The following is a 20374-nucleotide window of genomic DNA, read 5'->3' on the forward strand; positions in this document are numbered from 1 at the left end:
AAGGGACCGAAGGAGTGATGCTGCCATGACCATGATGACGCCCACAATCCAGGCGGGAACGACGCGATCCACCGCGCCCGAAACCACCGCCCGCACCGGTCTTGCGCCGGGAACGATCGTGCTGACCCTGCGCGGTGAGGTGCCTGTCGAAAACCTCCGCGGAGGCGACCGGGTGATCACCCGTGACAAAGGCGCCCAGACTCTGCGTGGCGTGACGCAGCATTTCGCCGACACGACAACCATCGCCGCAGGGGCCTTCGGCAGGAACCGGCCCGAGCGCGAGCTGCGCGTCAGCACGAACCAGCCGGTGATGATCCGGGGCGAACGCACCAGTCTGATTGCGGCCCGCCACCTGGCCGGCGTCCTGCGCGATGCGGTGGAACAGACCCTTCTGTACCGTCTCTGCTTCGACGCTGAACACATCATCTACGCTGACGGTCTGGAGCTGACCACGGCGCGTGCCGCCTGAAGCATTTCGATTTCCATAAGTGGCGCCACAGGGCTCGTCCCTCCCCCTCATTCCAAACGGCGCCACGCAAGTCGCGCCAGACCACATCCCGGGTCTGGCGCGAAACGCTTCAGAGCCCGAGTTTGCGAAACACCCTTGGCAGCTGCTCCGGCAGGTCCTCGGCGATCAGCCCGGGGCCAAACTCCAGGGCGCATTCGACATGGAGCCAGGCGCCTGTTTCCGCGGCTGTCATCGGCCCCAATCCGCGCGCCTGCAGCCCCGTGATAAACCCTGCCAGCACGTCCCCTGCTCCGGCCGTCGCCAACCACGGCGCGGCGCGGTCGTAAGCGGCAGAGTTGATTGCACAGCGCCCGTCCGGCGCGGCGATCACCGTATCGGCCCCCTTGAACAGCACCACGCATCCCGCCCGCGCGGCGGCCTCGCGGGTGGCATCCACCTTGGAATAGGCCGGGCCTCTGGTCGGTTCCGCGTTCAGCCTCCCGGCAAGATCGGGGAACAGCCGGGCAAACTCCCCTGCGTGAGGCGTCAACACGCAGTTCCCATGCAGCATGTCGAAAAAAACCTGCGGTCGCTCCGCAAACGCCGTCAGAGCATCGGCATCCAGAACCGTCGCACGTCTCGCCTCCAGCGCCACCGGCACCAACTCCCGCGCGCGGTCAATCCCCAGCCCCGGCCCGAGACACAGCGCATTGACCCGCTCGTCCTGCAACACCACGCGCAGCGTGTCCGCGTCCTTGATCGGCGCCAGCATCACCGCATCCAACCGCGCCGCGCTTTCCTGCAATGCCCCCGGCGTCGGCCCCACCGTCACCAGCCCCGCCCCAATGCGCAACGCCCCGCGCGCGGCCAGCCGTCCTGCCCCGCCTTTGCCGACCCCACCGGAAAGGATCAGGCCATGGCCGTGGGAGAACTTATGCTGGCGACCCCGCTTTCCAAGCCCAATCGGCGCATTTCGCAACCTGACCAGATCACCTGGCGGATGGCCGCTGTCCCCAAGGCCAATGTCCGCCACGATCACCTTGCCCGACTGACCTGCTCCGTCCGCAAGGCGGCACCCGATCTTCTCTCTGTGAAATACAACAGACATCGCAGGAGCCAGTCGCTCAGGACGCGCTCCGGGCGATATCAGCAGGCGCCCGGAATCCGCATCCGTGCCGCTGGGCAGATCAACGGAAACCACGACCTGCCCGGAAAGGGCCGCCAGGATGTTCTGTACGTCGACGCCGAGCGGGCGCGTCAGCCCCGTGCCAAACACGGCGTCAATAACAAGGTCAGGGGAACGCTCGATCGCCCCGGGCGCTCCGTCCCAATCATTACAGCTCCCCATCCCCAACCACCGCTCATGGTTCACCCGCGCGTCCGGCGGCAGCTTCTCGGCATCGCCATAAAGAAACACCTCCACCTCCCAACCCCGCTCCTTCAACAACCGTGCCACCACGAACCCGTCGCCACCGTTGTTGCCCGGCCCGCAGAGCACCACGGCCCTTCTTTTCATCTTTCCGGAAATATCCCGGGGGGTCTGGGGGGCTGGCCCCCCAGCTTTGCCTGAGGTCTGGGGGGCTGCCCCCCCAGCTTTGCCTGAGGTCTGGGGGGCTGCCCCCCCAGCTCCCTCTGCCAGTTCCGGCCACTCGTCATAGATGGCCTTGACCACACCACGCCCGGCGCGTTCCATCAGCTCCAGCCCGGTCACGTCGCCCGACTCGATCGCCGCCTGTTCGATGGCGCGCATTTGGGCGGCGGTAAGGAGTTCTGCCATGAATTCTGCCTCCGAAATCGACAGGAAATTCACAAACCGCCCACACATGGGGCAATCTGCCTATTTTTTGTGCAAACGCCCGCAAATCAGGCCCTGCGTCAACCTGCGCTCAGCCTAGCCAATTGTGGCGCCCGCGTGAAAGTGGTCTTTCAGTTTAGACGCAGAATCCACCAAACCTTTTGCGGGGGGAGACGACATGAAAAAGATCGAGGCAATCATCAAGCCGTTCAAGCTGGATGAAGTCAAGGAAGCGCTGCAGGACATTGGCGTGCAGGGCCTGTCGGTGATCGAGGTCAAGGGCTTCGGCCGCCAGAAGGGCCATACCGAACTCTACCGCGGCGCCGAATATGTCGTGGACTTCCTGCCCAAGGTGAAAATCGAGATCGTGCTGCCCGCCGACCAGACCGACGCGGCGATCGAGGCAATCGTGGACGCGGCCAAGACCGACAAGATCGGTGACGGCAAGATCTTCGTATCCTCCGTCGAACAGGCCATTCGCATCCGCACCGGTGAATCCGGTGAGGACGCGCTGTAACAGAATCCGAATTCCAACCCAGAGGAACAGTTTCAGATGAACAACCAAGACCTCCTGAAAATGATCAAGGATGAAGACGTCTCCTATGTCGACATCCGTTTCACCGATGTGCGTGGCAAGCTGCAGCACGTGACCGTAGACGTGGACCTGGTCGACGAAGATTTTCTGGAAGAAGGCTTCATGTTCGACGGCTCGTCGATCGCCGGCTGGAAGTCGATCGAAGCGTCCGACATGAAACTGATGCCCGATGCCGCCTCGGCCTACATCGACCCCTTCTACGCCGAGAAAACCCTCTGCCTGCACTGTTCAATCGCCGAACCCGACACCGGCGAGCACTACGAGCGTGACCCGCGTGGCACCGCCCAGAAGGCCGAAGCCTACCTGAAGTCCTCGGGCATCGGTGACGTCGCCTACATGGGTCCGGAAGCCGAGTTTTTCCTGTTCGACGACGTGCGTTTCTCGAACACCATGAACAAGGTGTCCTTCGAAGTGGATGCGGTCGACGCCTCCTGGAACACCGACAGCGAATACGAGATGGGCAACACCGGCCACCGTCCCGGCGTCAAGGGCGGCTACTTCCCGGTCAACCCGATCGACGATGCGCAGGACCTGCGTTCGGAAATGCTGACCACGATGAAGCAGATCGGCATGAAGACCGACAAGCACCACCACGAGGTGGCGTCCTGTCAGCACGAGCTGGGCCTGATCTTCGACAGCCTGACCAAACAGGCCGACGAGCTGCAGAAATACAAATACGTGATCCACAACGTGGCCCACGCCTATGGCAAATCGGCAACCTTCATGCCGAAGCCGATCGCGGGCGACAACGGCACCGGCATGCACGTGAACATGTCGATCTGGAAAGACGGCAAGCCGCTCTTCGCCGGCGACAAATACGCCGACCTGAGCCAGGAGGCCCTGTACTTCATCGGCGGCGTCCTGAAACATGCCAAGACCCTGAACGCCTTCACCAACCCGTCGACCAACTCCTACAAGCGTCTGATCCCGGGTTTCGAAGCGCCCGTGCTGCGCGCCTACTCGGCCCGCAACCGTTCGGGCTGCGTGCGTATCCCGTGGACCGAAAGCCCGAAGGCCAAGCGTGTGGAAGCCCGCTTCCCCGATCCCTCGGCGAACCCCTACCTGTGCTTCGCGGCGCTGTTGATGGCCGGGCTCGACGGCATCAAGAACAAGATCGATCCGGGCCCCGCGCAGGACAAGAACCTGTACGACCTGCCGGCCGAAGAGCTGGAAGGCATCCCGACCGTCTGCGCCTCGCTGCGTGAAGCCCTGGAAGCGCTGGAAGAAGACAACGACTTCCTGCTGGCCGGTGACGTGTTTACCAAGGACCAGATCGAAGGCTTCCTGGAGCTGAAGTGGGAAGAGGTCTACGCCTACGAGCACACCCCCCACCCGGTGGAATACCAGCTGTACTACAGCTGCTGATCCTCTGATCACGGTATTTGAAAGGGCGTCCTTCGGGGCGCCCTTTTGGGTTGGGAGCCGCGTGCGGCGCGGCAAGCTCAAACGGGGATGCCCGTCTTGCACGCAGTTGTGCGGCTGCTCCCGAACTCCGGAAACCACCAATTTCGGCACAATCCTGCCCCACTGCCTCCCCAACCGCACCGCAAACCCGTGCGACTGTTGGGGACACAGAACCGAATTTCGTAGGAGGCCGTAACAGTGAGTACCTATACGAACATCCGTCAGACCCCGTTGTTCCGGCTGCAGGCGCAGATGGCCGAAGAGCGGCTGGTGAAATCCTTCCGCGCCGACGGGCTGTCGCACAACGCCCTGGCTCCGCGCGAGGCCGTGGGCCGGGTCAGGCACATCCGCCACTGGCAGAACGGGCGCTTCGTCCCGACCCCTGTGTTCGCCTGAACAGAAGGGCCGCGTCATGTCCGCGCTTGTCGTCACCCATCTTTTTCCCACCCTGCCCCCGGCCCGCGTCACGGCGCTCGAGGCGGACCTGCGGAAGGACTGCGTGTCGGCGGACGCGGCGCCTGCCCTTGACCTGCGGCTCGCGGCCCAGGACGGCCCGCTGGGGGGCGAGGCCTTTTGCGGGACCATTGCGCCGGACTCCACGCCCAGCAACCGCGCGGCCCTCATGGGCATCATCAGCGGTCACGGCGCACATCTGACACTGACGGTGGATCTGCCCGACGGGCAGGCCGCAACCCGCCGCAAGGCCCTGCGCCTGGCACTCATGGCAAGCCAGGCCCTGGTCCGGCACCATCCCCCCTTGGCCATTCTCTGGACGCCAACTGGCCTTCTGATGCAGCGCGCCGCGCTCGACGCGCTGGCATCCGATGCGGAGCCGTTGACCCTGTTCGTCTCGGCGCGCGACGAGTTGACCGGCCCGCGCCGTGTGCCCTCGCTTGCCTTCGATGGCGCGCCGATCTGGATCGGCCAGGACCTGCACGCCCGCCTGGGTGCCCTGCCGCGAGAGGTTGTGCGCAGCGCAGCGTTTGCCTTCCTGGCCGCCGCCCGCCAGAGCCCGGAACTGGTCCGGGCGCAAAGCTTCCACCACGCAGGACACAGCTACCGTTTGGCCCATGCGCCCGAAAGAAACCGGGTCGACCTGATCCCTGCCGCGCAGGATCTGCTGCATATCCGCCCAGAGCCCAGCGAGGGCCTGCGCCCGACGACAGACCGGAATATCGGCGCAGATTTCGGCCCGGCCGCCGCCTGAGATCAGGCGCACAACTCCTGCAACAGATCCCGATCCTCGCTATCCAGCCGCGCCCAGGGCACCACGAATGTATGGATCGAGAACACCACCGCCCGCGTCCTCGGCAGCCGCAACAGGCACTGACGCTCCACCCGCATCCAGCGCAGCCCATCCCCATGTACGGGCCGCTTGTCCGCTTCCGTACGCGGCTGGTGCAGCTCCGGATCGCCATAGGTCAGGAAGTTTGCCCGCCACATCGGTCGGTCCGGCTGGATCCCGTCGAACAGCCGCTGGACCCGCCGGGCAATATCGCCCGCGTATTCCGGCACCGGCGTGTGGATCATGGTCAGCGGCTTGAGGTACTTCTCCGCCAGCATCCAACTGGCCGGAAATCCCAGCAGCGCGCCGGTCAGGACATGTTCATCGGCACCCTCGGGCTTTTGCAGAAGGATCAGATCCTCCTGCACCAGTTTCGAACAGGTCTCCAGCGGGTGGTTTCGATCCACTGTCACCACCCGCCCGTCCGGACAGCGCACCTTTCGGGCACCCACGGCAAAACCCGGGATCGCCCCCAGTTCATCAAGGATACGCTCCAGCAGTTCCCCGGCGGCCGGGCGTGCGCTTGGCTCCAGACGCAACACCTTGTCACCCTGCGCTGCCACCAGCCGCGCCTTATGGGCTATCTGCGCCGCATAGGCGTCATCGACCACCAACCATTCGCCCGGCGCAACCGGGCTGATCCCCGGCAACCGGCGGGTCCGTTCCTCACGCCACGGTTTCACGGGCAGCGCTTTTTGACAGATTTCGGCCATCTCGCCTTGTTTCCCTCGCCGGTCCGTTCCCGACATTGAGGCGGCGCAAACGGGAAAGCAAGCCCCCCGCCGCGCCCTAGCGTCATTGCCAGCTAGGGAGGACAGCCATGGATCAGCACTACCGCGACATTCGCAAGATCGACCCGACCCGGGGCGATCATCTGGGCGACGGCACACCCAATGACAACAACCGGATCGAAATCGGCCCGACCCAGCTGGCCTTTCGCGAATGGGAGGCGGCGGGGCTGGAGCTGCCCAACCTCGACCGCATGCGCCGGCACCGCTGGAAACGGCTGACGCAACATATCGCCGATCGTGGCTATGGCGGGCTGTTGATGTTCGACCCGCTGAACATCCGTTACGCCACCGACTCGACCAACATGCAGTTGTGGAACACCCACAACCCGTTCCGCGCGGTGCTGCTCTGCGCGGATGGCTACATGGTGATCTGGGACTACAAGAACTCGCCCTTCCTCAGCACCTTCAACCCCTTGGTGCGCGAACAGCGCTCCGGCGCCGACCTGTTCTATTTCGACCGGGGCGACAAGATCGACGTGGCCGCTGATGTGTTCTCGAACGAGGTGCGCCTACTGATCGAGGAACATGCCGGCGCCAACAAGCGCCTGGCCGTGGACAAGATCATGCTGCACGGTCTGCGCGCCCTCGAAGCCCAGGGTTTCGAGATCATGGAAGGCGAGGAAGTCACCGAAAAATCCCGCGCCGTGAAGGGGCCGGACGAGATTCTGGCGATGCGCTGCGCCAGCCACGCCTGCGAGTTGTCGGTGGCCGAAATGGAACGCTTTGCCCGCGATATGGTGCCGCGCGGCCAGACCTCCGAGGATGACATCTGGGCGGTGCTGCATGCCGAGAACATCAAGCGGGGCGGCGAATGGATCGAAACGCGGCTACTAACCTCGGGCCAGCGCACCAACCCGTGGTTTCAGGAATGCGGGCCGCGCATCACCCAGCCAAACGAGATCATTGCCTTCGATACCGATCTGATCGGAGCCTATGGCATTTGCGTGGACATTTCGCGCACCTGGTGGATCGGTGACGAAAAACCCACCAATTCAATGATCTACGCCATGCAGCACGCGCATGAGCACATCATGACCAATATGGAGATGCTGAAACCCGGCGTGACCATCCCCGAGCTGGTGGCGAACTCGCACCGGCTGGACGACAAGTTCTGGAACCAGAAATACGGCTGCCTGATGCATGGCGTGGGCCTGTGCGATGAATGGCCCCTGGTGGCCTATCCCGACAAGCATGTGGACGGCGCCTATGACTATGCGCTGGAGCCGGGCATGGTACTCTGCGTCGAAGCTCTGGTCGGCGAGGACGGCGGCGCCTTCTCGATCAAGCTCGAGGATCAGGTGCTGGTGACGGAGGACGGGTTCGAGAACCTGACCACCTATCCGTTCGATCCGGTGCTGATGGGCAACGCCTGAAGAAAACCGCTCACGCAAGGACCGTGCCGCGTTTCCGCGCGTGGCACGGTTGCGCTGAATCAAGGCATCTCTCCCCCACCAATGGTATAATAACTTGGGTCGAAACCCGACCCGCCCATAGCCGATGACCGGCACCGCGCGAACGTATGGGAGGAAATGTCATGTTGACGACCATTCTGCGAACGATGGGTGTTGCGGCGGCGCTGGTGGCTTTTGCCAGCAGCAGCGCTTCGGCGGATGAACCCGGGAAACGCGAGTTCATGACCTATTGTGCCAGTTGCCATGGCACGGATGCCATGGGAGGGGGGCAAGTGGCCGAGTTCATGTCGGTCGCAATCCCGGACCTGACCACCATAGCCCAACGCAATGACGGGAAATTCCCGTTCCTGGAAGTGGTTCACATGGTTGACGGGCGTTCAGGCGTCATGGCGCATGGCTCCGAGATGCCTGTGTGGGGTGATCGGTTCACCGCTGATCTGCCGGACACCATGGAGGGCGACCTGAGCAGCGTCTGGAAGGTACGCGGTCGGATTCTGTCCCTGGTTTATTACCTGGAGAGCATCCAGCAATAGGCGCCACTTAGGCCGGGCCCGCCCCCTTGCGGGCCCGGACCTTGTCACGCACCTGTTCACCTTGCCTTCACCCTTGCGTGAAACACGGGCACGTGGCCTTGTGTGTGAAACCCCCGCATCCCTAACTGGAGGCCAACACGGATATGGAGGCCTCCATGAGGACCGAGAAATTCACCTTCCCCGGCCATGACGGCGCCGAACTGGCGGCGCGGCTGGATTTGCCGGACGGCCCGCACCTGGCGACCGCGCTGTTTGCCCACTGTTTCACCTGCGGCAAGGACATCCTCGCCGCCCGCCGCATCGCGGCCCGGCTGACCGCCGCCGGGATCGCGGTCCTGCGTTTCGATTTCACCGGTCTGGGCCATTCGGGCGGCGAGTTCGAGAACACCTCGTTCACCTCGAACGTCACCGACCTGACCCGCGCCGCCCTGGCCCTGACCGCCCGCGGCATGAAGCCGAGCCTGCTGATTGGCCACAGCCTGGGCGGGGCCGCCGTGCTGAAGGCCGCGCCCGAGATCGGGGCCGGGGCGGTGGTCACAATCGGTGCCCCGGCAGCGCCCGACCACGTGGTGCACAACTTCAAGGACACGGTCGACAGGATCGCCCGCGACGGTGTGGCCGAGGTCAACCTGGGCGGACGTCCGGTGCGCATCGGCAGGGGATTCCTGGACGACATCGCCGAGGCCAGCCTGCAATCGGCCATCCGCTCCCTTGGCGCGGCCCTTCTGGTGCTGCACGCGCCGCGCGACAAGGTGGTCGGGATCGAAAACGCACAGCAGATCTTCATCGCCGCCAAACATCCCAAAAGCTTCGTCACCCTGGACGATGCCGATCACCTGCTGTCGCGCGGCGCGGATGCGGAATACGCCGCCGACGTGATCGCGGCCTGGGCGCAGCGCTACCTGACACTCACGCCTCCGGCGCCGCCGGTTGGCGCACCCGAAGGCGTTGTGCGCGTGGTCGAGGCGGACCCGGACGGCTTTCTGCAGGACGTGACCTCGGGCCCGTCACATCACGCGCTGGCCGATGAACCGCTGGCCTATGGCGGCACCAACCGGGGCATGTCCCCCTATGGCTTCCTGGCTTCGGGCCTTGGCGCCTGCACGTCGATGACGATGCGCATGTATGCGCGGCGCAAGGGTTGGCCTGTGACAGGCATCCGCGTGGACGTGACCCATGACAAGGTCCACGCCCAGGACGCCTCGACCGGCACGTCCGAAAAGATCGACACCTTCCGGCGCGAAATCGAGATAACCGGCCCGCTGGATGCCGATCAACGGGCGAAACTGTTGGAAATCGCCGACAAATGCCCGGTGCACAAGACACTGGAGGCCTCCAGCCGGATCGAGACGACCATGCTGTGAGCGCATCGGAGTTTTCGCAAAATACGGCGTGTACTGGGGTCGATCCCCGAGCAGGGCGGCTTTTTTGCGCCTCACTCTTCGAAGAAAACGGCTCGCCCCTTGACCTTGGCCACAGCCCTGTCAAAAACCCCTGCATGAGCACAGGACGTTTGACGATTGACCTCGATGCCATCGCCGCCAACTGGCGCGCGCTGGACGGTATGAGTGGCGAGACGGTCCAGACCGCCGCCGTGGTGAAAGCCGATGCCTACGGGCTGGGCGTGGCCAAGGTCGGCCGGGCCCTTGCTGCCGCCGGTGCACGGCGCTTTTTCGTGGCCGCCGCCGAGGAAGGCTCCGCCCTGCGCGAAGCGCTTGGACCGGGGCCGGAAATCAGCGTCTTTTCCGGTCACATGTCCGGCGACACGGACATGATCCATGACCTGAACCTTGTGCCCATGCTGAATTCGATGGACCAGCTTACCCGCCATTTGGAGGCCCTGCCGGGCCACCCGTTCGGCATCCAGCTCGACACCGGGATGAACCGTCTGGGCATGGAACCCGGCGAATGGGCCGCCATTGCCCCCATAGCGCTGGCGCAGGGTCCGACCCTGGTGATGAGCCACCTCGCCTGCGCGGATGAGCCCGACCAGGGCATGAACGCCCGGCAACTCGCCGCCTTTCACGAGATGACCGACGGGATTGACGTACCCCGCTCGCTGGCCGCCACGGGGGGCATCCTGCTGGGCCCTGACTATCATTTCGACCTGACCCGCCCTGGCATTGGTCTTTACGGCGGGCAACCTTTCGAGGAGGCCGAGATGGTCGCCTTCCTCGACCTGCCCGTGGTGCAGATCCGCGACCTCGCCCCGGGTGAAACCGTGGGATATTCCAACACCTGGGAGGCCGAGCGCCCAACCCGCATCGCGACCGTCTCGGGCGGTTACGCAGATGGGCTGCAGCGCCATATCTCGAACCAGGCGGTGCTGTTTCACGGCGACGAGCCCTGCCCGATCGTCGGGCGCGTTTCTATGGACCTGATCGGCGTGGACGTCACCCACCTGACCGAAACGCCCAAGGCGCTCAGCATCCTCGGCCCGCACCAGAGCGTGGATGACCTGGCGGATGTGGCCGGCACCATCGGCTACGAGATACTGACCCAGCTTGGCGCCCGTTACACCCGCCGCTATGCACGGGGCCGCCAATGATCCTGACCGCCCCTCTTGCGGCGCTTGGTCGCTGGGTTCTGGCCGCGCTCGCCTCGGTCGGGCGGGTGACGCTGTTCGCGCTCGACGCGCTCAGCCACATCCTGCGCCCGCCCTTCTACCCGCGCGAATTTCTGAACGCGCTGATGAATATCGGCTGGTTCTCGCTGCCGGTGGTGGGGCTGACCGCGATCTTTACCGGCGGTGCCCTGGCGCTTCAGATCTACGCCGGTGGTCAGCGTTTCTCGGCCGAGGCCGTGGTGCCCCAGATCGTCGCCATCGGCATGGTGCGCGAGCTGGGCCCGGTGCTGGTCGGCCTGATGGTCGCCGCCCGCGTGACCTCCTCCATCGCCGCCGAGATCGCCACGATGAAAGTGACCGAGCAGATCGACGCCCTCGTCACCCTCTCGACCCACCCGATGAAATACCTGACCGCGCCGCGTGTGCTGGCGGGCCTGATCACCGTGCCCGTTCTGGTCGGCGTCGGCGATGTCATCGGCATCTGGGGCGGTTTCCTCGTCGGAACAGGGCAGCTGGGCTTTGCCCCGGGCACCTATATCAAGAACACCTGGGACTTTCTTGAAATGGCCGACGTCGTCTCGTCCCTCGTGAAGGGCGCAGCCTTCGGCGGTATTGCCACGGTGATGGGCTGCTACCACGGCATGCAGTCGGGCCGCGGCGCGCAGGGGGTGGGCCGGGCCACCAAGACCTCGGTCGCTGCCGCCGCCGTTCTGATCCTCGCCGCCAACTTCCTGCTCACCAACCTGTTCTTCACCTCATGATCGAGCTCAACGACGTCCATAAGCACTTTGGCCCCAAGACGGTCCTGCACGGGGTGAACCTGACCATCCCCAAGGGCGAGAGCATGGTGGTGATCGGTGGCTCGGGCACGGGCAAATCCGTGCTTCTGAAATGCATCCTGGGGCTGATGACACCGGATGCAGGCACGATCCTTCTGGACGGCCAGGACGTGGCCCGCGCCGAGCGTGACGCCTTTCTCGCGCGTTTCGGCATGCTGTTTCAGGGCGCGGCGCTGTTTGACAGCCTGCCGGTCTGGCAGAACGTCGCCTTCCGCCTGCTGCGCGGCTCGCTTGCGCGTCCGAAGCTTGAGGCCCGCGAGATCGCGATCGAAAAACTGCGCCGTGTCGGCCTGAAACCGGACGTGGCGGACCTTTATCCGGCCGAGTTGTCGGGCGGCATGCAGAAACGCGTGGGCCTGGCCCGCGCCATCGCCGCCGAACCCGAGATCATCTTCTTCGACGAGCCCACCACGGGCCTCGACCCGATCATGGCGGGCGTGATCAACGAACTCATCCGCGAGATCGTGGTTGAAATGGGTGCCACAGCGATGACCATTACCCACGACATGTCCAGCGTGCGCGCGATTGCCGACAAGGTGGCGATGTTACATGACGGGATCATTCAGTGGACAGGTCCAGTGGCGGAAATGGACGCAAGCCCAGACCCTTACGTGGACCAGTTCATCCACGGAAGGGCGGAAGGACCGATTGAAGCGGTGCGGTAGGCACGCAGCTTCCGTTTGCAGTGGGCCAAGGCCCGCCCCAGACAACCCGTGACGCTTCTGCTATGGAAATCCCATGTCCCTGATCCGCTACCTCAACCTCGCCCTGCTGATCGCCTTCCCCATCTCCTGGGCCGCGCCGCTCATGCGGGCGGGCATCAACCTGCCGCTGTTCGGCCTTGAGGAAATCAGTGTGATCTCGGGCCTGCAGGCGCTGTGGGACACGGATGTTCTGCTGGCGCTGCTGGTTACATTCTTCGCCATTTTCGCACCGATCCTGAAAGTGCTGGGCGTGGCCTTGATCCAGTTCGGGCTGATGCGCCGCAAGGTGCTGCCGGTGCTGAACTGGCTGGGAAAGCTGGCGATGGCGGATGTCTTTCTGATCGCGCTTTATATCGTCATCGCAAAGGGCGTGGGCATGGCCCGGATCGAGACCGCCTGGGGGCTTTATGTCTTTACCGGCTGCATTCTTGTCTCGCTGGTACTGAGCCATTTGACCGCAAGGCGCACGTAGGGCACAAACGCCCTCATGGCAAAAAGCAATTCCTTCACCTGCAGCGCCTGTGGCGCCTCCCATTCCAAGTGGTCCGGGCGCTGCGACGCCTGTGGCGAATGGAATTCCATCATCGAGGAGGCGCCTCTATCCGCCGGTCCCTCGTCGAAATCCCTGGGCAACAAGCGCGGATCGAGATTGGCGCTGACGGACCTGGCCACCGAAGAAACCCCGCCGCCCCGCACCATGGCGGGCGTGGATGAGCTGGACCGGGTTCTGGGTGGCGGGCTGGTGCCGTCTTCCGCCGTCCTGGTGGGCGGCGATCCGGGCATCGGCAAATCGACGCTTCTGCTGCAAGCCGCCGCGCAATTTGCCCACAAGGGGTTGAAAACGTTCTACATCTCCGGCGAGGAAGCCACCGCTCAGGTGCGCATGCGCGCGCAGCGACTGGGCCTGCAACAGGCACCGGTGCAACTGGCCTGCGAGACCAACCTGCGCGACATCCTGACCACGTTGGAGGCCGAGAACCCCGACCTGGTGATCATCGATTCGATCCAGACCATGTGGGCGGACAATGTGGACTCGGCCCCCGGTAGCGTGAGCCAGGTGCGCTCCGCCGCCCATGAACTGACCACCTTCGCCAAGCGCAAGGGCATTGCGGTGATCATGGTGGGCCATGTCACAAAGGACGGCCAGATCGCCGGTCCCCGCGTGGTCGAACACATGGTGGACACGGTGCTCTATTTCGAAGGCGAGCGCGGCCATCAGTTCCGCATCCTGCGCGCGGTCAAGAACCGTTTCGGCCCGGCTGACGAGATCGGCGTGTTCGAAATGACCGGCCGGGGTCTGTCCGAAGTCGCCAACCCCTCGGCCCTGTTCCTTTCAGACCGCGAGGAACCAGCCCCCGGGTCGGTGGTCTTTGCGGGCATCGAGGGGACGCGCCCCGTGCTGGTCGAACTGCAGGCACTGGTCGCCCCCTCGCCCCACAGCCAGCCACGCCGGTCGGTGCTGGGCTGGGACAGCGGACGCCTGGCGATGATCCTGGCTGTGCTGGAAGCGCGCTGCGGCATCCCCTTTACCGGGCTCGACGTTTACCTGAACGTGGCCGGGGGGCTGAAGATCTCGGAACCTGCCGCGGACCTGGCCGTCGCCGCCGCCCTTCTGTCGGCGCGCGAGGACGCGGCCCTGCCCAAGGACACGGTTGTTTTCGGGGAAATAAGCCTGTCCGGCGCGCTACGTCCGGTTGGCCAGACGGAAAACCGCTTGAAAGAGGCGCAAAAACTTGGTTTCTCCTCTGCCATGGCGCCCGCGCGCAGCAAGATCGGGGACAAACCGGGCCTGACGGTCCAAAAAATGCCGGATTTAGCTGGTTTCGTAGGCGAGATTTTCGGGGCTGGTTGACCCGGTCCGCAACGGGAGAGGCCCGAGGGAAAGATACATGGAAGCGTTCACGATTATCGACGGCGTCGTAGCCGGTGTCATCCTGATCTCGGCCGTCCTGGCCTATTCGCGCGGGTTCGTGCGCGAGGGCATGTCGATCGCCGGCTGGATCGCCGCGGCCGTGCTGGCCTACATCTTTGCCCCGGCCGCAGCGCCTCTGGTCAGGGAAATCCCGGTGGTCAACGAATTCTTCGCCGACAGTTGCGAATTGACCCTGCTGGTGGCCTTTGCGGGCGTTTTCGCCCTGTCGCTGGTCGTGGTTTCGCTGTTCACCCCGCTGTTTTCCTCGGTCATCCAGCGTTCGGCGCTTGGCGGGCTCGACCAGGGATTGGGCTTTGTCTTCGGGGTGCTGCGCGGTGTGCTTCTGGTGGCGATTGCCCTGGTGATCTATGATCGCGTGGTGATTGCCGACACGATCGACGTGGTCGACAACAGCCGCTCTGCCGAAGTCTTTTCGCGGATGCAGGACAGGATCAACGACCAGATCCCCGCCGATGCTCCGGGCTGGATCGTCGAGCGCTTCAACACCCTGGTTGCCACCTGCGAATACTGAGCATCCCCCCTTGCCCCGAACCGCTTCAGGGCGTTCCGGGACGCAATTGACAGCGCGGCCCGGGCACCCATCGGGCCAAGGTGTGCGAACGCCCGTCCTGAACCCTGCACGGAGCCGGGGCAGCCAGTCTGCCCCGGGGACAGGCGCGTGGTCGCGACTTCCTGCGCTGGCGTCCGCCTGTCGTGTCACAAAGCCTTCACATTCACGCCGATGATTGGTGACAGCCGGGCCGCGACCCTCTAAGAGGGGGGCATCCACGACCACGGATTCGGAGCCGCTGCCCATGCTGCCTGCCATGCCCCCCGCGCACCCTTTCGATGATGACAAACTGAAAGAGGAGTGCGGCGTTTTCGGCGTTATCGGCCTGGCCGATGCCGCAAACTTCGTGGCCCTCGGGTTGCACGCGTTGCAACACCGCGGCCAGGAGGCCGGCGGGATCGTCGCCCATGATCCCGAGGCCGGGTTCAACCACGCCCGCCGATTCGGCTACGTGCGCGACAATTTCACCTCTGAAAGCCTGATGAAGACCCTGCCGGGGCCTCTGGCCATCGGCCACGTGCGCTATTCCACCGCCGGGTCCAAGGGCGCCGCCATCCGCGATGTACAACCCTTCTTCGGCGAGTTCTCGATGGGCGGCGCGGCGATTGCCCACAACGGCAACATCACCAACGCCGAAGCCCTGCGCAAGGAGCTGATCGAGCGCGGCTCGATTTTCCAATCCTCCTCGGACAGCGAATGCATCATCCACCTGATGGCGCGCTCGCTGCAACGCAATATCCCCGAACGCATGGAAGACGCCTTGCGCCGGGTCGAAGGGGCTTTTTCTGTCGTCGCCATGACCCGAACCAAGCTGATCGGTGTGCGCGACCCGCTGGGCGTACGCCCGCTGGTGCTGGGCCAGCTCGGCGAAGGCTGGGTGCTGTCGTCCGAAACCTGCGGGCTGGACATCATCGGCGCGAAATACGTGCGCGAGATCGAACCGGGTGAAATGGTCGTGATCACCGACAAGGGGGTCGAAAGCCACCACCCGTTCCGCCCCACCCCGTCACGCTTCTGCATCTTCGAACATGTCTATTTCTCGCGCCCCGACTCGATCATCGGCGGGCGCAGCGTCTATGAAACCCGCCGCCAGATCGGCGTGGAACTGGCTCGTGAAAACCCGGTCGATGCCGACCTGGTCTGCCCGGTACCCGACAGCGGCACCCCGGCGGCCATCGGTTTTTCCCAGGAAAGCGGCATTCCCTACGCCATGGGCATCATCCGCAACCAATACATGGGCCGTACCTTCATCGAGCCGACCGAGCATATTCGCAACATGGGCGTGCGCCTGAAGCTGAACGTGAACCGCGCGCTGATCAAGGGCAAGCGGGTGATTCTGGTGGATGACTCGGTGGTGCGTGGCACGACCAGCCGCAAAATCAAGGACATGATCCTGGACGCGGGCGCCAGGGAGGTGCATTTCCGCATCGCCTCCCCGCCCACCGCCTGGCCCTGTTTCTACGGCGTCGATACGCCCCAGCGCGAGAAACTGCTGGCCGCCACCATGACCGAGGACGAGATGCGCGATCACCTCGCGGTCGACAGTCTCAAGTTCATCTCGCTCGACGGGCTCTACCGCGCCGTGGGCGAGGCCCAGGGCCGCGACGCCAAATGCCCGCAATATTGCGACGCCTGTTTCTCGGGTGAATACCCGGTGGCCCCGTCCGACATGCTGGACAAGGGCTTCAAGATGGCGGCGGCGGAATAAAGACCCATCTGACGCTGCGATGCGGCGAAAATCCGCTCAAAGACAGCCGGGCCCTCGCGCCCGGCTTTTCTTTCGCCCACCCGATCCCCAGATGCACCGTTGCAGCACCGGGATTGGAGCCTTGGATGAGCACGAATGAAACTCCACAGATCGTCCAGGACGAAGCCACGCAGAAATCCGCATTGCCCCATGCACGTGCGATCCTGATCGGCACGGCGGGGTCACGGGGGCAGATGCGTGCCCTGGTGCGCATGGCCGGCGGGCGGGTACGAAGCCTGACTGTCGGGGATCGGCTGGAGGGCGGCAGGATCCAGGCGATCGAGGTCGGGCGGCTGTTGCTGGCCAAGGGCAGCCAGGTGCAGGAGATGAAACTGCCGGAGGGCTGAGCCTTTCCGCTTCAGCCGGACCCAAGCCGGTCCAACACCGCGACGATATTCACCTCATAGGCAACGTTGTAGCGGCCGGTCAGCCTGCGCGGCAATTGGGCCAGATGGCCGGACAGTCGCATATCCTGCGTCTCGGGGGCGTCGATCAGGTGGTGGCGCAGGCCCAGGTTGGCACAGGCGATCTCGATCCACGGACCGTTCACCGGTTCCGGGCGCAGTTCGACCACCCGGGCCCCGGGGGCCAGGAACACGAGGTTGGCAAGCGCGGCACCCGCCGGTCCAATTACCATGCGCGCCCGGGCCATCGCGGACACCTGTTCGGCCACCGACAGGCGCTGCGGATGCAGGATGCGCACTCCCCGCGCTTGCAGCGCCCGCTCCAGCGCCGGTTCGTTGGTCATGATCCGACCGGTAAAGCCGCGCCGCGAGAGATACAGAACCTCCTCGCCGGGTGCCTCGGCGCGCGGCAGCCGGGCCACTACGTCACGCAGCAGGCCGTCATTGCGGTGCAGGTAGTGGTTCATGGAGGACAGCCAGACCAGTTCCTCGACCTCAACCGTCGCCGACCGAAAACCCGGCCCCGCCCGCAGCCCCCCTAGGGTCAGAAGGTCGCGCTGCCAGCGTGAAAGACGCGGGGTAAACGGTTGAAAATGCTCCGCTATACCAGTCGCCTCAAGGACATTCAGCCCGGTCATCCCGTCAAACAGGAAATGGCCGTAATTGGCCCGCGCTCCGGGCGTAAGCCAAAGGCTCGCCCGTTTCAGCCGCAGACGCGGCCCGGGGCGGTCGCGCCGGCCACCCTGCCCCGACAGGCTGGCCGCCAGGCTCCCGTCAGGCAGGTCCAGCCGCCCCGAGCGGGCATGCCAGGTCACGTTGCGTGCCGCGAACAGAAGAACCTGCCCCACAGGCCCCTGCGGGGTTTCGCGGCGCGGCTCGATCAGCGCAAAACTGTCCTCGGTGGGCATTTGCCCCGAAGCCAGTTCGGCGACAAGCTGCGGGCGGCGGGTCATGCAGGCGCGTTCATCAATCTTTTGGCCGGGCATCGGACCTCCTTTCGCGGGCCACAGGACCACCCCCGGCGGGCACGGTCAAGTCGCGCCCGGCCGTGGCGCGGCACCTTCGCGCTTGACGCCCCGGCGCTTCTGCCCCAAACCCGCCTCATGACCGACGACACCCGCAAACCCGCCCTCATCACCGGGGCCTCGCGCGGCCTGGGCGCCGCCCTTGCGCTGGCCCTGGCCCCGACCCATCACATCATCGCCGTGGGCCGCACCACCGGCGCGCTTGAAGAGCTGGACGACCGGATCCAGGCGGCGGGCGGACAAGCCACCCTGGCCCCGATGGACGTGACCGACAAGGGGGCGATGGCGCATCTGTGCCGCTCGGTGCACGACCGCTGGGGCGGCGTATCGATCTGGGCCCACACGGCGATCTACGGCCCCGCGCTGATGCCGACGACGGACCTGGACGACAAGGGCTGGAACCAGGCCTGGAACACCAATGTCGAGGCCACCCGAAACCTGATCCTGATGGTCAACGCGCTGATGGACGACGGCTCCACAGCGTTGTTCTTTGCCGATGACCAGGCCGGAGAGAAGTTCTTTGCGGGCTACGGCGCGACCAAGGCTGCGCAGGTCGCAATGGTCAAGAGCTGGGCCGCCGAGAACGCCAGGATCGGCCCGCGTGTCATCGTGGCCGAGCCCAGGCCGCTGGCCACCGTCATGCGCACCCGATTCTTCCCGGGCGAAGACCGCGGCCAGCTGGCCAGCGCGGACGCCGAGGCCGCGCGCATTCTGAAGGAAGCCGGGCTCATCTGAGGCCGGCAAACGCCCCTGCCGCACACAGGTCGCCAAGGCGCCCGATCCCCAGAGGCCAATGGTCACATTGCCCCCTTGTCGCAACGCTTGCCGCCCGCCCCCTGCTCGCCTATTGAGGTAGACGAGCAGAGAGACAGAACGGGGTCGGCCCATGCGCATTCTCATCACCAATGACGACGGCATCAACGCCCCGGGGCTGAAGGTCGCCCAGACCATCGCCGAGGAGATCGCCGGCCCCGACGGTGAGATCTGGACCGTCGCCCCGGCCTTCGAGCAATCCGGCGTCGCACACTGTATCAGCTATACCCATCCGTTCATGGTCGCCCAACTGGGCGAGCGCCGTTTCGCCGCCGAGGGCAGCCCGGCGGACTGTGTTCTGGCCGCGCTCTATGACGTCATGCCGGAACGCCCGGACCTGGTAATCTCGGGCGTGAACCGGGGCAATAACGCGGCGGAAAACACGCTTTATTCCGGGACGATCGGCGCCGCGATGGAGGCCGCGCTGCAGGACGTACCGGCGGTTGCGCTTTCGCAGTACTACGGGCCCGAAAACCTGTCCCTGGACAACTCGTTCGAGGCCGCCGCCACGCATGGAGCGGCAATCGTGCGCCGGTTGCTGGACCGGGCCCCCTGGGACCACGGCGCCGATTACCGGCTGTTTTACAACGTGAATTTCCCGCCGCTTCCCGCCGCAAGGGTCATGGGCACGCGCCTGGTGGCCCAGGGGCGGCGCGAGGGCACCTTCTTTTCGGTCGATCCGCACAGCTCGCCCTCGGGGCGCAAGTTCCTCTGGATCAAGGGCGGCCCGCAGCATGGCACCTGCACGCCGGACACGGATGCCACCGCGAACCTCGACGGCTACGCCTCGGTCACGCCGATGCGCGCGGATCTGACCGCTCATGACGTTGTCTCCAGGCTGGGGGATCTGTTCGAATGACCACGCGCGATGGTGATCCGGGGGCAGATGCGGAACGCAAGATGCAGTTTCTCTTTGCGCTGCGCTCGCACGGGGTCACAGACCCGCGTGTCCTGAGCGCAATGGAAGAGGTCGACCGCGCGCCCTTCATCAGGGGTCTCTTCGCCGAACGCGCCTACGAGGACATGCCGCTGCCGATCGCCTGCGGGCAGACGATCAGCCAGCCCTCGGTCGTGGGGATCATGACCCAGGCACTGAAAATTCAGCCGCGCGACAAGGTGCTGGAGGTCGGCACCGGCTCGGGCTACCAGGCCGCGATCCTCGCGAAACTTGCGCGCCGGGTCTACACGGTGGACCGTCACCGCCGCCTGGTGCATGAGGCACGCGAACATTTCGAGGCCCTGGACCTGCACAATATCACCGCGATGACCTCGGACGGCACGCGCGGGTTGCCGGAACAGGCGCCTTTCGACAAGATCATGGTCACTGCGGCGGCCGAAGACCCGCCCGGCCCCCTCTTGGCCCAGTTGGCCATTGGCGGTATCATGGTGGTGCCGGTGGGTCAGTCGGACGCGGTGCAGAGCCTCATCAAGGTCACGCGCCGCGACACGGGATACGACTACGAAGAACTGCTGCCGGTGCGGTTCGTGCCCCTTCTGGAAGGGTTGGGGCAGGAGTAACCGGCAATATTA

22 protein-coding genes are annotated in these 20374 nt (G+C 65.0%); 19 read left to right on the forward strand and 3 right to left on the reverse strand.

Going from position 1 to position 20374, the window contains the following annotated elements:
* Positions 1-25: 25 nt before the first annotated feature.
* Positions 26-469, forward strand: coding sequence for a Hint domain-containing protein (locus Q1V43_RS09010; RefSeq protein ID WP_300516749.1), 444 nt, complete (start codon positions 26-28; stop codon positions 467-469).
* A gap of 109 nt (positions 470-578) precedes the next feature.
* Here the strand turns inward: Q1V43_RS09010 and Q1V43_RS09015 are convergent, their stop codons facing one another.
* Positions 579-2225, reverse strand: coding sequence for an NAD(P)H-hydrate dehydratase (locus Q1V43_RS09015; RefSeq protein WP_300516752.1), 1647 nt, complete (start codon positions 2223-2225; stop codon positions 579-581).
* Between the two features lie 196 nt (positions 2226-2421).
* Here Q1V43_RS09015 and Q1V43_RS09020 point away from each other — a divergent pair, with 196 nt between their 5' ends.
* The 4 genes from Q1V43_RS09020 to Q1V43_RS09035 all read left to right on the forward strand — a co-directional run bounded on the left by Q1V43_RS09020 (position 2422) and on the right by Q1V43_RS09035 (position 5449).
* On the forward strand, positions 2422-2760 hold the full coding sequence (locus tag Q1V43_RS09020; RefSeq protein ID WP_300516755.1) for a P-II family nitrogen regulator: 339 nt from the start codon (positions 2422-2424) through the stop codon (positions 2758-2760).
* 36 nt (positions 2761-2796) lie between these two features.
* Positions 2797-4203, forward strand: coding sequence for a type I glutamate--ammonia ligase (gene glnA / locus Q1V43_RS09025; protein ID WP_300516757.1), 1407 nt, complete (start codon positions 2797-2799; stop codon positions 4201-4203).
* Positions 4204-4440: 237 nt separating this feature from the next.
* Positions 4441-4638: a hypothetical protein gene (locus Q1V43_RS09030; protein WP_300516759.1), complete on the forward strand. Its 198-nt coding sequence runs from the start codon at positions 4441-4443 to the stop codon at positions 4636-4638.
* Between the two features lie 16 nt (positions 4639-4654).
* On the forward strand, positions 4655-5449 hold the full coding sequence (locus Q1V43_RS09035; RefSeq protein ID WP_300516761.1) for a hypothetical protein: 795 nt from the start codon (positions 4655-4657) through the stop codon (positions 5447-5449).
* 2 nt (positions 5450-5451) lie between these two features.
* Here the strand turns inward: Q1V43_RS09035 and Q1V43_RS09040 are convergent, their stop codons facing one another.
* On the reverse strand, positions 5452-6240 hold the full coding sequence (locus Q1V43_RS09040; RefSeq protein WP_300516764.1) for a DUF3445 domain-containing protein: 789 nt from the start codon (positions 6238-6240) through the stop codon (positions 5452-5454).
* 107 nt (positions 6241-6347) lie between these two features.
* On the opposite strand from Q1V43_RS09040, the gene dddP reads away from it, so the two are divergent.
* From dddP to Q1V43_RS09095, 11 genes are all read left to right on the forward strand, one after another.
* On the forward strand, positions 6348-7691 hold the full coding sequence (dddP, locus tag Q1V43_RS09045) for a dimethylsulfonioproprionate lyase DddP (RefSeq protein WP_300516766.1): 1344 nt from the start codon (positions 6348-6350) through the stop codon (positions 7689-7691).
* Between the two features lie 161 nt (positions 7692-7852).
* Positions 7853-8263, forward strand: a complete 411-nt coding sequence (locus Q1V43_RS09050; protein WP_300516768.1) for a cytochrome c — start codon at positions 7853-7855, stop codon at positions 8261-8263.
* A 155-nt stretch (positions 8264-8418) separates the two neighbouring features.
* Positions 8419-9627 (forward strand): bifunctional alpha/beta hydrolase/OsmC family protein, encoded by a 1209-nt coding sequence (locus Q1V43_RS09055; protein ID WP_300516771.1) that lies wholly within the window; start codon positions 8419-8421, stop codon positions 9625-9627.
* Between the two features lie 134 nt (positions 9628-9761).
* Positions 9762-10811, forward strand: a complete 1050-nt coding sequence (gene alr / locus Q1V43_RS09060; protein WP_300516774.1) for an alanine racemase — start codon at positions 9762-9764, stop codon at positions 10809-10811.
* Positions 10808-11590: an ABC transporter permease gene (locus tag Q1V43_RS09065; protein ID WP_300516777.1), complete on the forward strand. Its 783-nt coding sequence runs from the start codon at positions 10808-10810 to the stop codon at positions 11588-11590. The genes alr and Q1V43_RS09065 overlap by 4 nt, the downstream gene beginning before the upstream one ends.
* On the forward strand, positions 11587-12333 hold the full coding sequence (locus Q1V43_RS09070; protein ID WP_300516779.1) for an ABC transporter ATP-binding protein: 747 nt from the start codon (positions 11587-11589) through the stop codon (positions 12331-12333). Before Q1V43_RS09065 ends, Q1V43_RS09070 begins: the two co-directional genes overlap by 4 nt.
* Before the next feature lie 73 nt (positions 12334-12406).
* Entirely contained in the window at positions 12407-12844 is a 438-nt protein-coding gene (locus Q1V43_RS09075) for a paraquat-inducible protein A (RefSeq protein ID WP_300516781.1), read from the forward strand.
* A gap of 15 nt (positions 12845-12859) precedes the next feature.
* Entirely contained in the window at positions 12860-14224 is a 1365-nt protein-coding gene (gene radA, locus Q1V43_RS09080) for a DNA repair protein RadA (RefSeq protein ID WP_300516783.1), read from the forward strand.
* A 37-nt stretch (positions 14225-14261) separates the two neighbouring features.
* The gene (locus tag Q1V43_RS09085) at positions 14262-14816 is read left to right on the forward strand and encodes a CvpA family protein (RefSeq protein ID WP_300516786.1); all 555 of its coding nucleotides are present in this window, start codon (positions 14262-14264) and stop codon (positions 14814-14816) included.
* Positions 14817-15111: 295 nt separating this feature from the next.
* Entirely contained in the window at positions 15112-16563 is a 1452-nt protein-coding gene (gene purF, locus Q1V43_RS09090) for an amidophosphoribosyltransferase (protein WP_300516823.1), read from the forward strand.
* 125 nt (positions 16564-16688) lie between these two features.
* The gene (locus tag Q1V43_RS09095; protein WP_300516789.1) at positions 16689-16949 is read left to right on the forward strand and encodes a hypothetical protein; all 261 of its coding nucleotides are present in this window, start codon (positions 16689-16691) and stop codon (positions 16947-16949) included.
* An 11-nt stretch (positions 16950-16960) separates the two neighbouring features.
* On the opposite strand, the gene Q1V43_RS09100 is transcribed toward Q1V43_RS09095, so the two are convergent.
* Positions 16961-17992: a glycosyltransferase 61 family protein gene (locus Q1V43_RS09100; RefSeq protein ID WP_300516792.1), complete on the reverse strand. Its 1032-nt coding sequence runs from the start codon at positions 17990-17992 to the stop codon at positions 16961-16963.
* 117 nt (positions 17993-18109) lie between these two features.
* On the opposite strand from Q1V43_RS09100, the gene Q1V43_RS09105 reads away from it, so the two are divergent.
* From Q1V43_RS09105 to Q1V43_RS09115, 3 genes are all read left to right on the forward strand, one after another.
* Entirely contained in the window at positions 18110-18766 is a 657-nt protein-coding gene (locus Q1V43_RS09105) for an SDR family oxidoreductase (protein WP_300516795.1), read from the forward strand.
* 151 nt (positions 18767-18917) lie between these two features.
* Complete coding sequence (gene surE / locus Q1V43_RS09110) at positions 18918-19703, forward strand: 5'/3'-nucleotidase SurE (RefSeq protein ID WP_300516798.1); 786 nt, start codon at positions 18918-18920, stop codon at positions 19701-19703.
* A complete protein-coding gene (locus Q1V43_RS09115; protein WP_300516800.1) occupies positions 19700-20362 on the forward strand; it encodes a protein-L-isoaspartate(D-aspartate) O-methyltransferase in 663 nt (220 codons plus the stop codon). Before surE ends, Q1V43_RS09115 begins: the two co-directional genes overlap by 4 nt.
* The last annotated feature ends 12 nt before the right edge of the window (positions 20363-20374 follow it).

Source organism: Aliiroseovarius sp., from assembly GCF_030148435.1.
GTDB lineage: Bacteria > Pseudomonadota > Alphaproteobacteria > Rhodobacterales > Rhodobacteraceae > JASBTN01.

Bases quoted from the DNA above. Each gene is read 5' to 3' on its own strand.
- Q1V43_RS09010 (WP_300516749.1), top strand. From the start codon at position 26: ATGACCATGATGACGCCCACAATCCAGGCGGGAACGACGCGATCCACC.
- Q1V43_RS09015 (WP_300516752.1), bottom strand. From the start codon at position 2,225: ATGGCAGAACTCCTTACCGCCGCCCAAATGCGCGCCATCGAACAGGCG.
- Q1V43_RS09020 (WP_300516755.1), top strand. From the start codon at position 2,422: ATGAAAAAGATCGAGGCAATCATCAAGCCGTTCAAGCTGGATGAAGTC.
- glnA (WP_300516757.1), top strand. From the start codon at position 2,797: ATGAACAACCAAGACCTCCTGAAAATGATCAAGGATGAAGACGTCTCC.
- Q1V43_RS09035 (WP_300516761.1), top strand. From the start codon at position 4,655: ATGTCCGCGCTTGTCGTCACCCATCTTTTTCCCACCCTGCCCCCGGCC.
- Q1V43_RS09040 (WP_300516764.1), bottom strand. From the start codon at position 6,240: ATGGCCGAAATCTGTCAAAAAGCGCTGCCCGTGAAACCGTGGCGTGAG.
- dddP (WP_300516766.1), top strand. From the start codon at position 6,348: ATGGATCAGCACTACCGCGACATTCGCAAGATCGACCCGACCCGGGGC.
- Q1V43_RS09050 (WP_300516768.1), top strand. From the start codon at position 7,853: ATGTTGACGACCATTCTGCGAACGATGGGTGTTGCGGCGGCGCTGGTG.
- Q1V43_RS09055 (WP_300516771.1), top strand. From the start codon at position 8,419: ATGAGGACCGAGAAATTCACCTTCCCCGGCCATGACGGCGCCGAACTG.
- alr (WP_300516774.1), top strand. From the start codon at position 9,762: ATGAGCACAGGACGTTTGACGATTGACCTCGATGCCATCGCCGCCAAC.
- Q1V43_RS09065 (WP_300516777.1), top strand. From the start codon at position 10,808: ATGATCCTGACCGCCCCTCTTGCGGCGCTTGGTCGCTGGGTTCTGGCC.
- Q1V43_RS09070 (WP_300516779.1), top strand. From the start codon at position 11,587: ATGATCGAGCTCAACGACGTCCATAAGCACTTTGGCCCCAAGACGGTC.
- Q1V43_RS09075 (WP_300516781.1), top strand. From the start codon at position 12,407: ATGTCCCTGATCCGCTACCTCAACCTCGCCCTGCTGATCGCCTTCCCC.
- radA (WP_300516783.1), top strand. From the start codon at position 12,860: ATGGCAAAAAGCAATTCCTTCACCTGCAGCGCCTGTGGCGCCTCCCAT.
- Q1V43_RS09085 (WP_300516786.1), top strand. From the start codon at position 14,262: ATGGAAGCGTTCACGATTATCGACGGCGTCGTAGCCGGTGTCATCCTG.
- purF (WP_300516823.1), top strand. From the start codon at position 15,112: ATGCCCCCCGCGCACCCTTTCGATGATGACAAACTGAAAGAGGAGTGC.
- Q1V43_RS09095 (WP_300516789.1), top strand. From the start codon at position 16,689: ATGAGCACGAATGAAACTCCACAGATCGTCCAGGACGAAGCCACGCAG.
- Q1V43_RS09100 (WP_300516792.1), bottom strand. From the start codon at position 17,992: ATGCCCGGCCAAAAGATTGATGAACGCGCCTGCATGACCCGCCGCCCG.
- Q1V43_RS09105 (WP_300516795.1), top strand. From the start codon at position 18,110: ATGACCGACGACACCCGCAAACCCGCCCTCATCACCGGGGCCTCGCGC.
- surE (WP_300516798.1), top strand. From the start codon at position 18,918: ATGCGCATTCTCATCACCAATGACGACGGCATCAACGCCCCGGGGCTG.
- Q1V43_RS09115 (WP_300516800.1), top strand. From the start codon at position 19,700: ATGACCACGCGCGATGGTGATCCGGGGGCAGATGCGGAACGCAAGATG.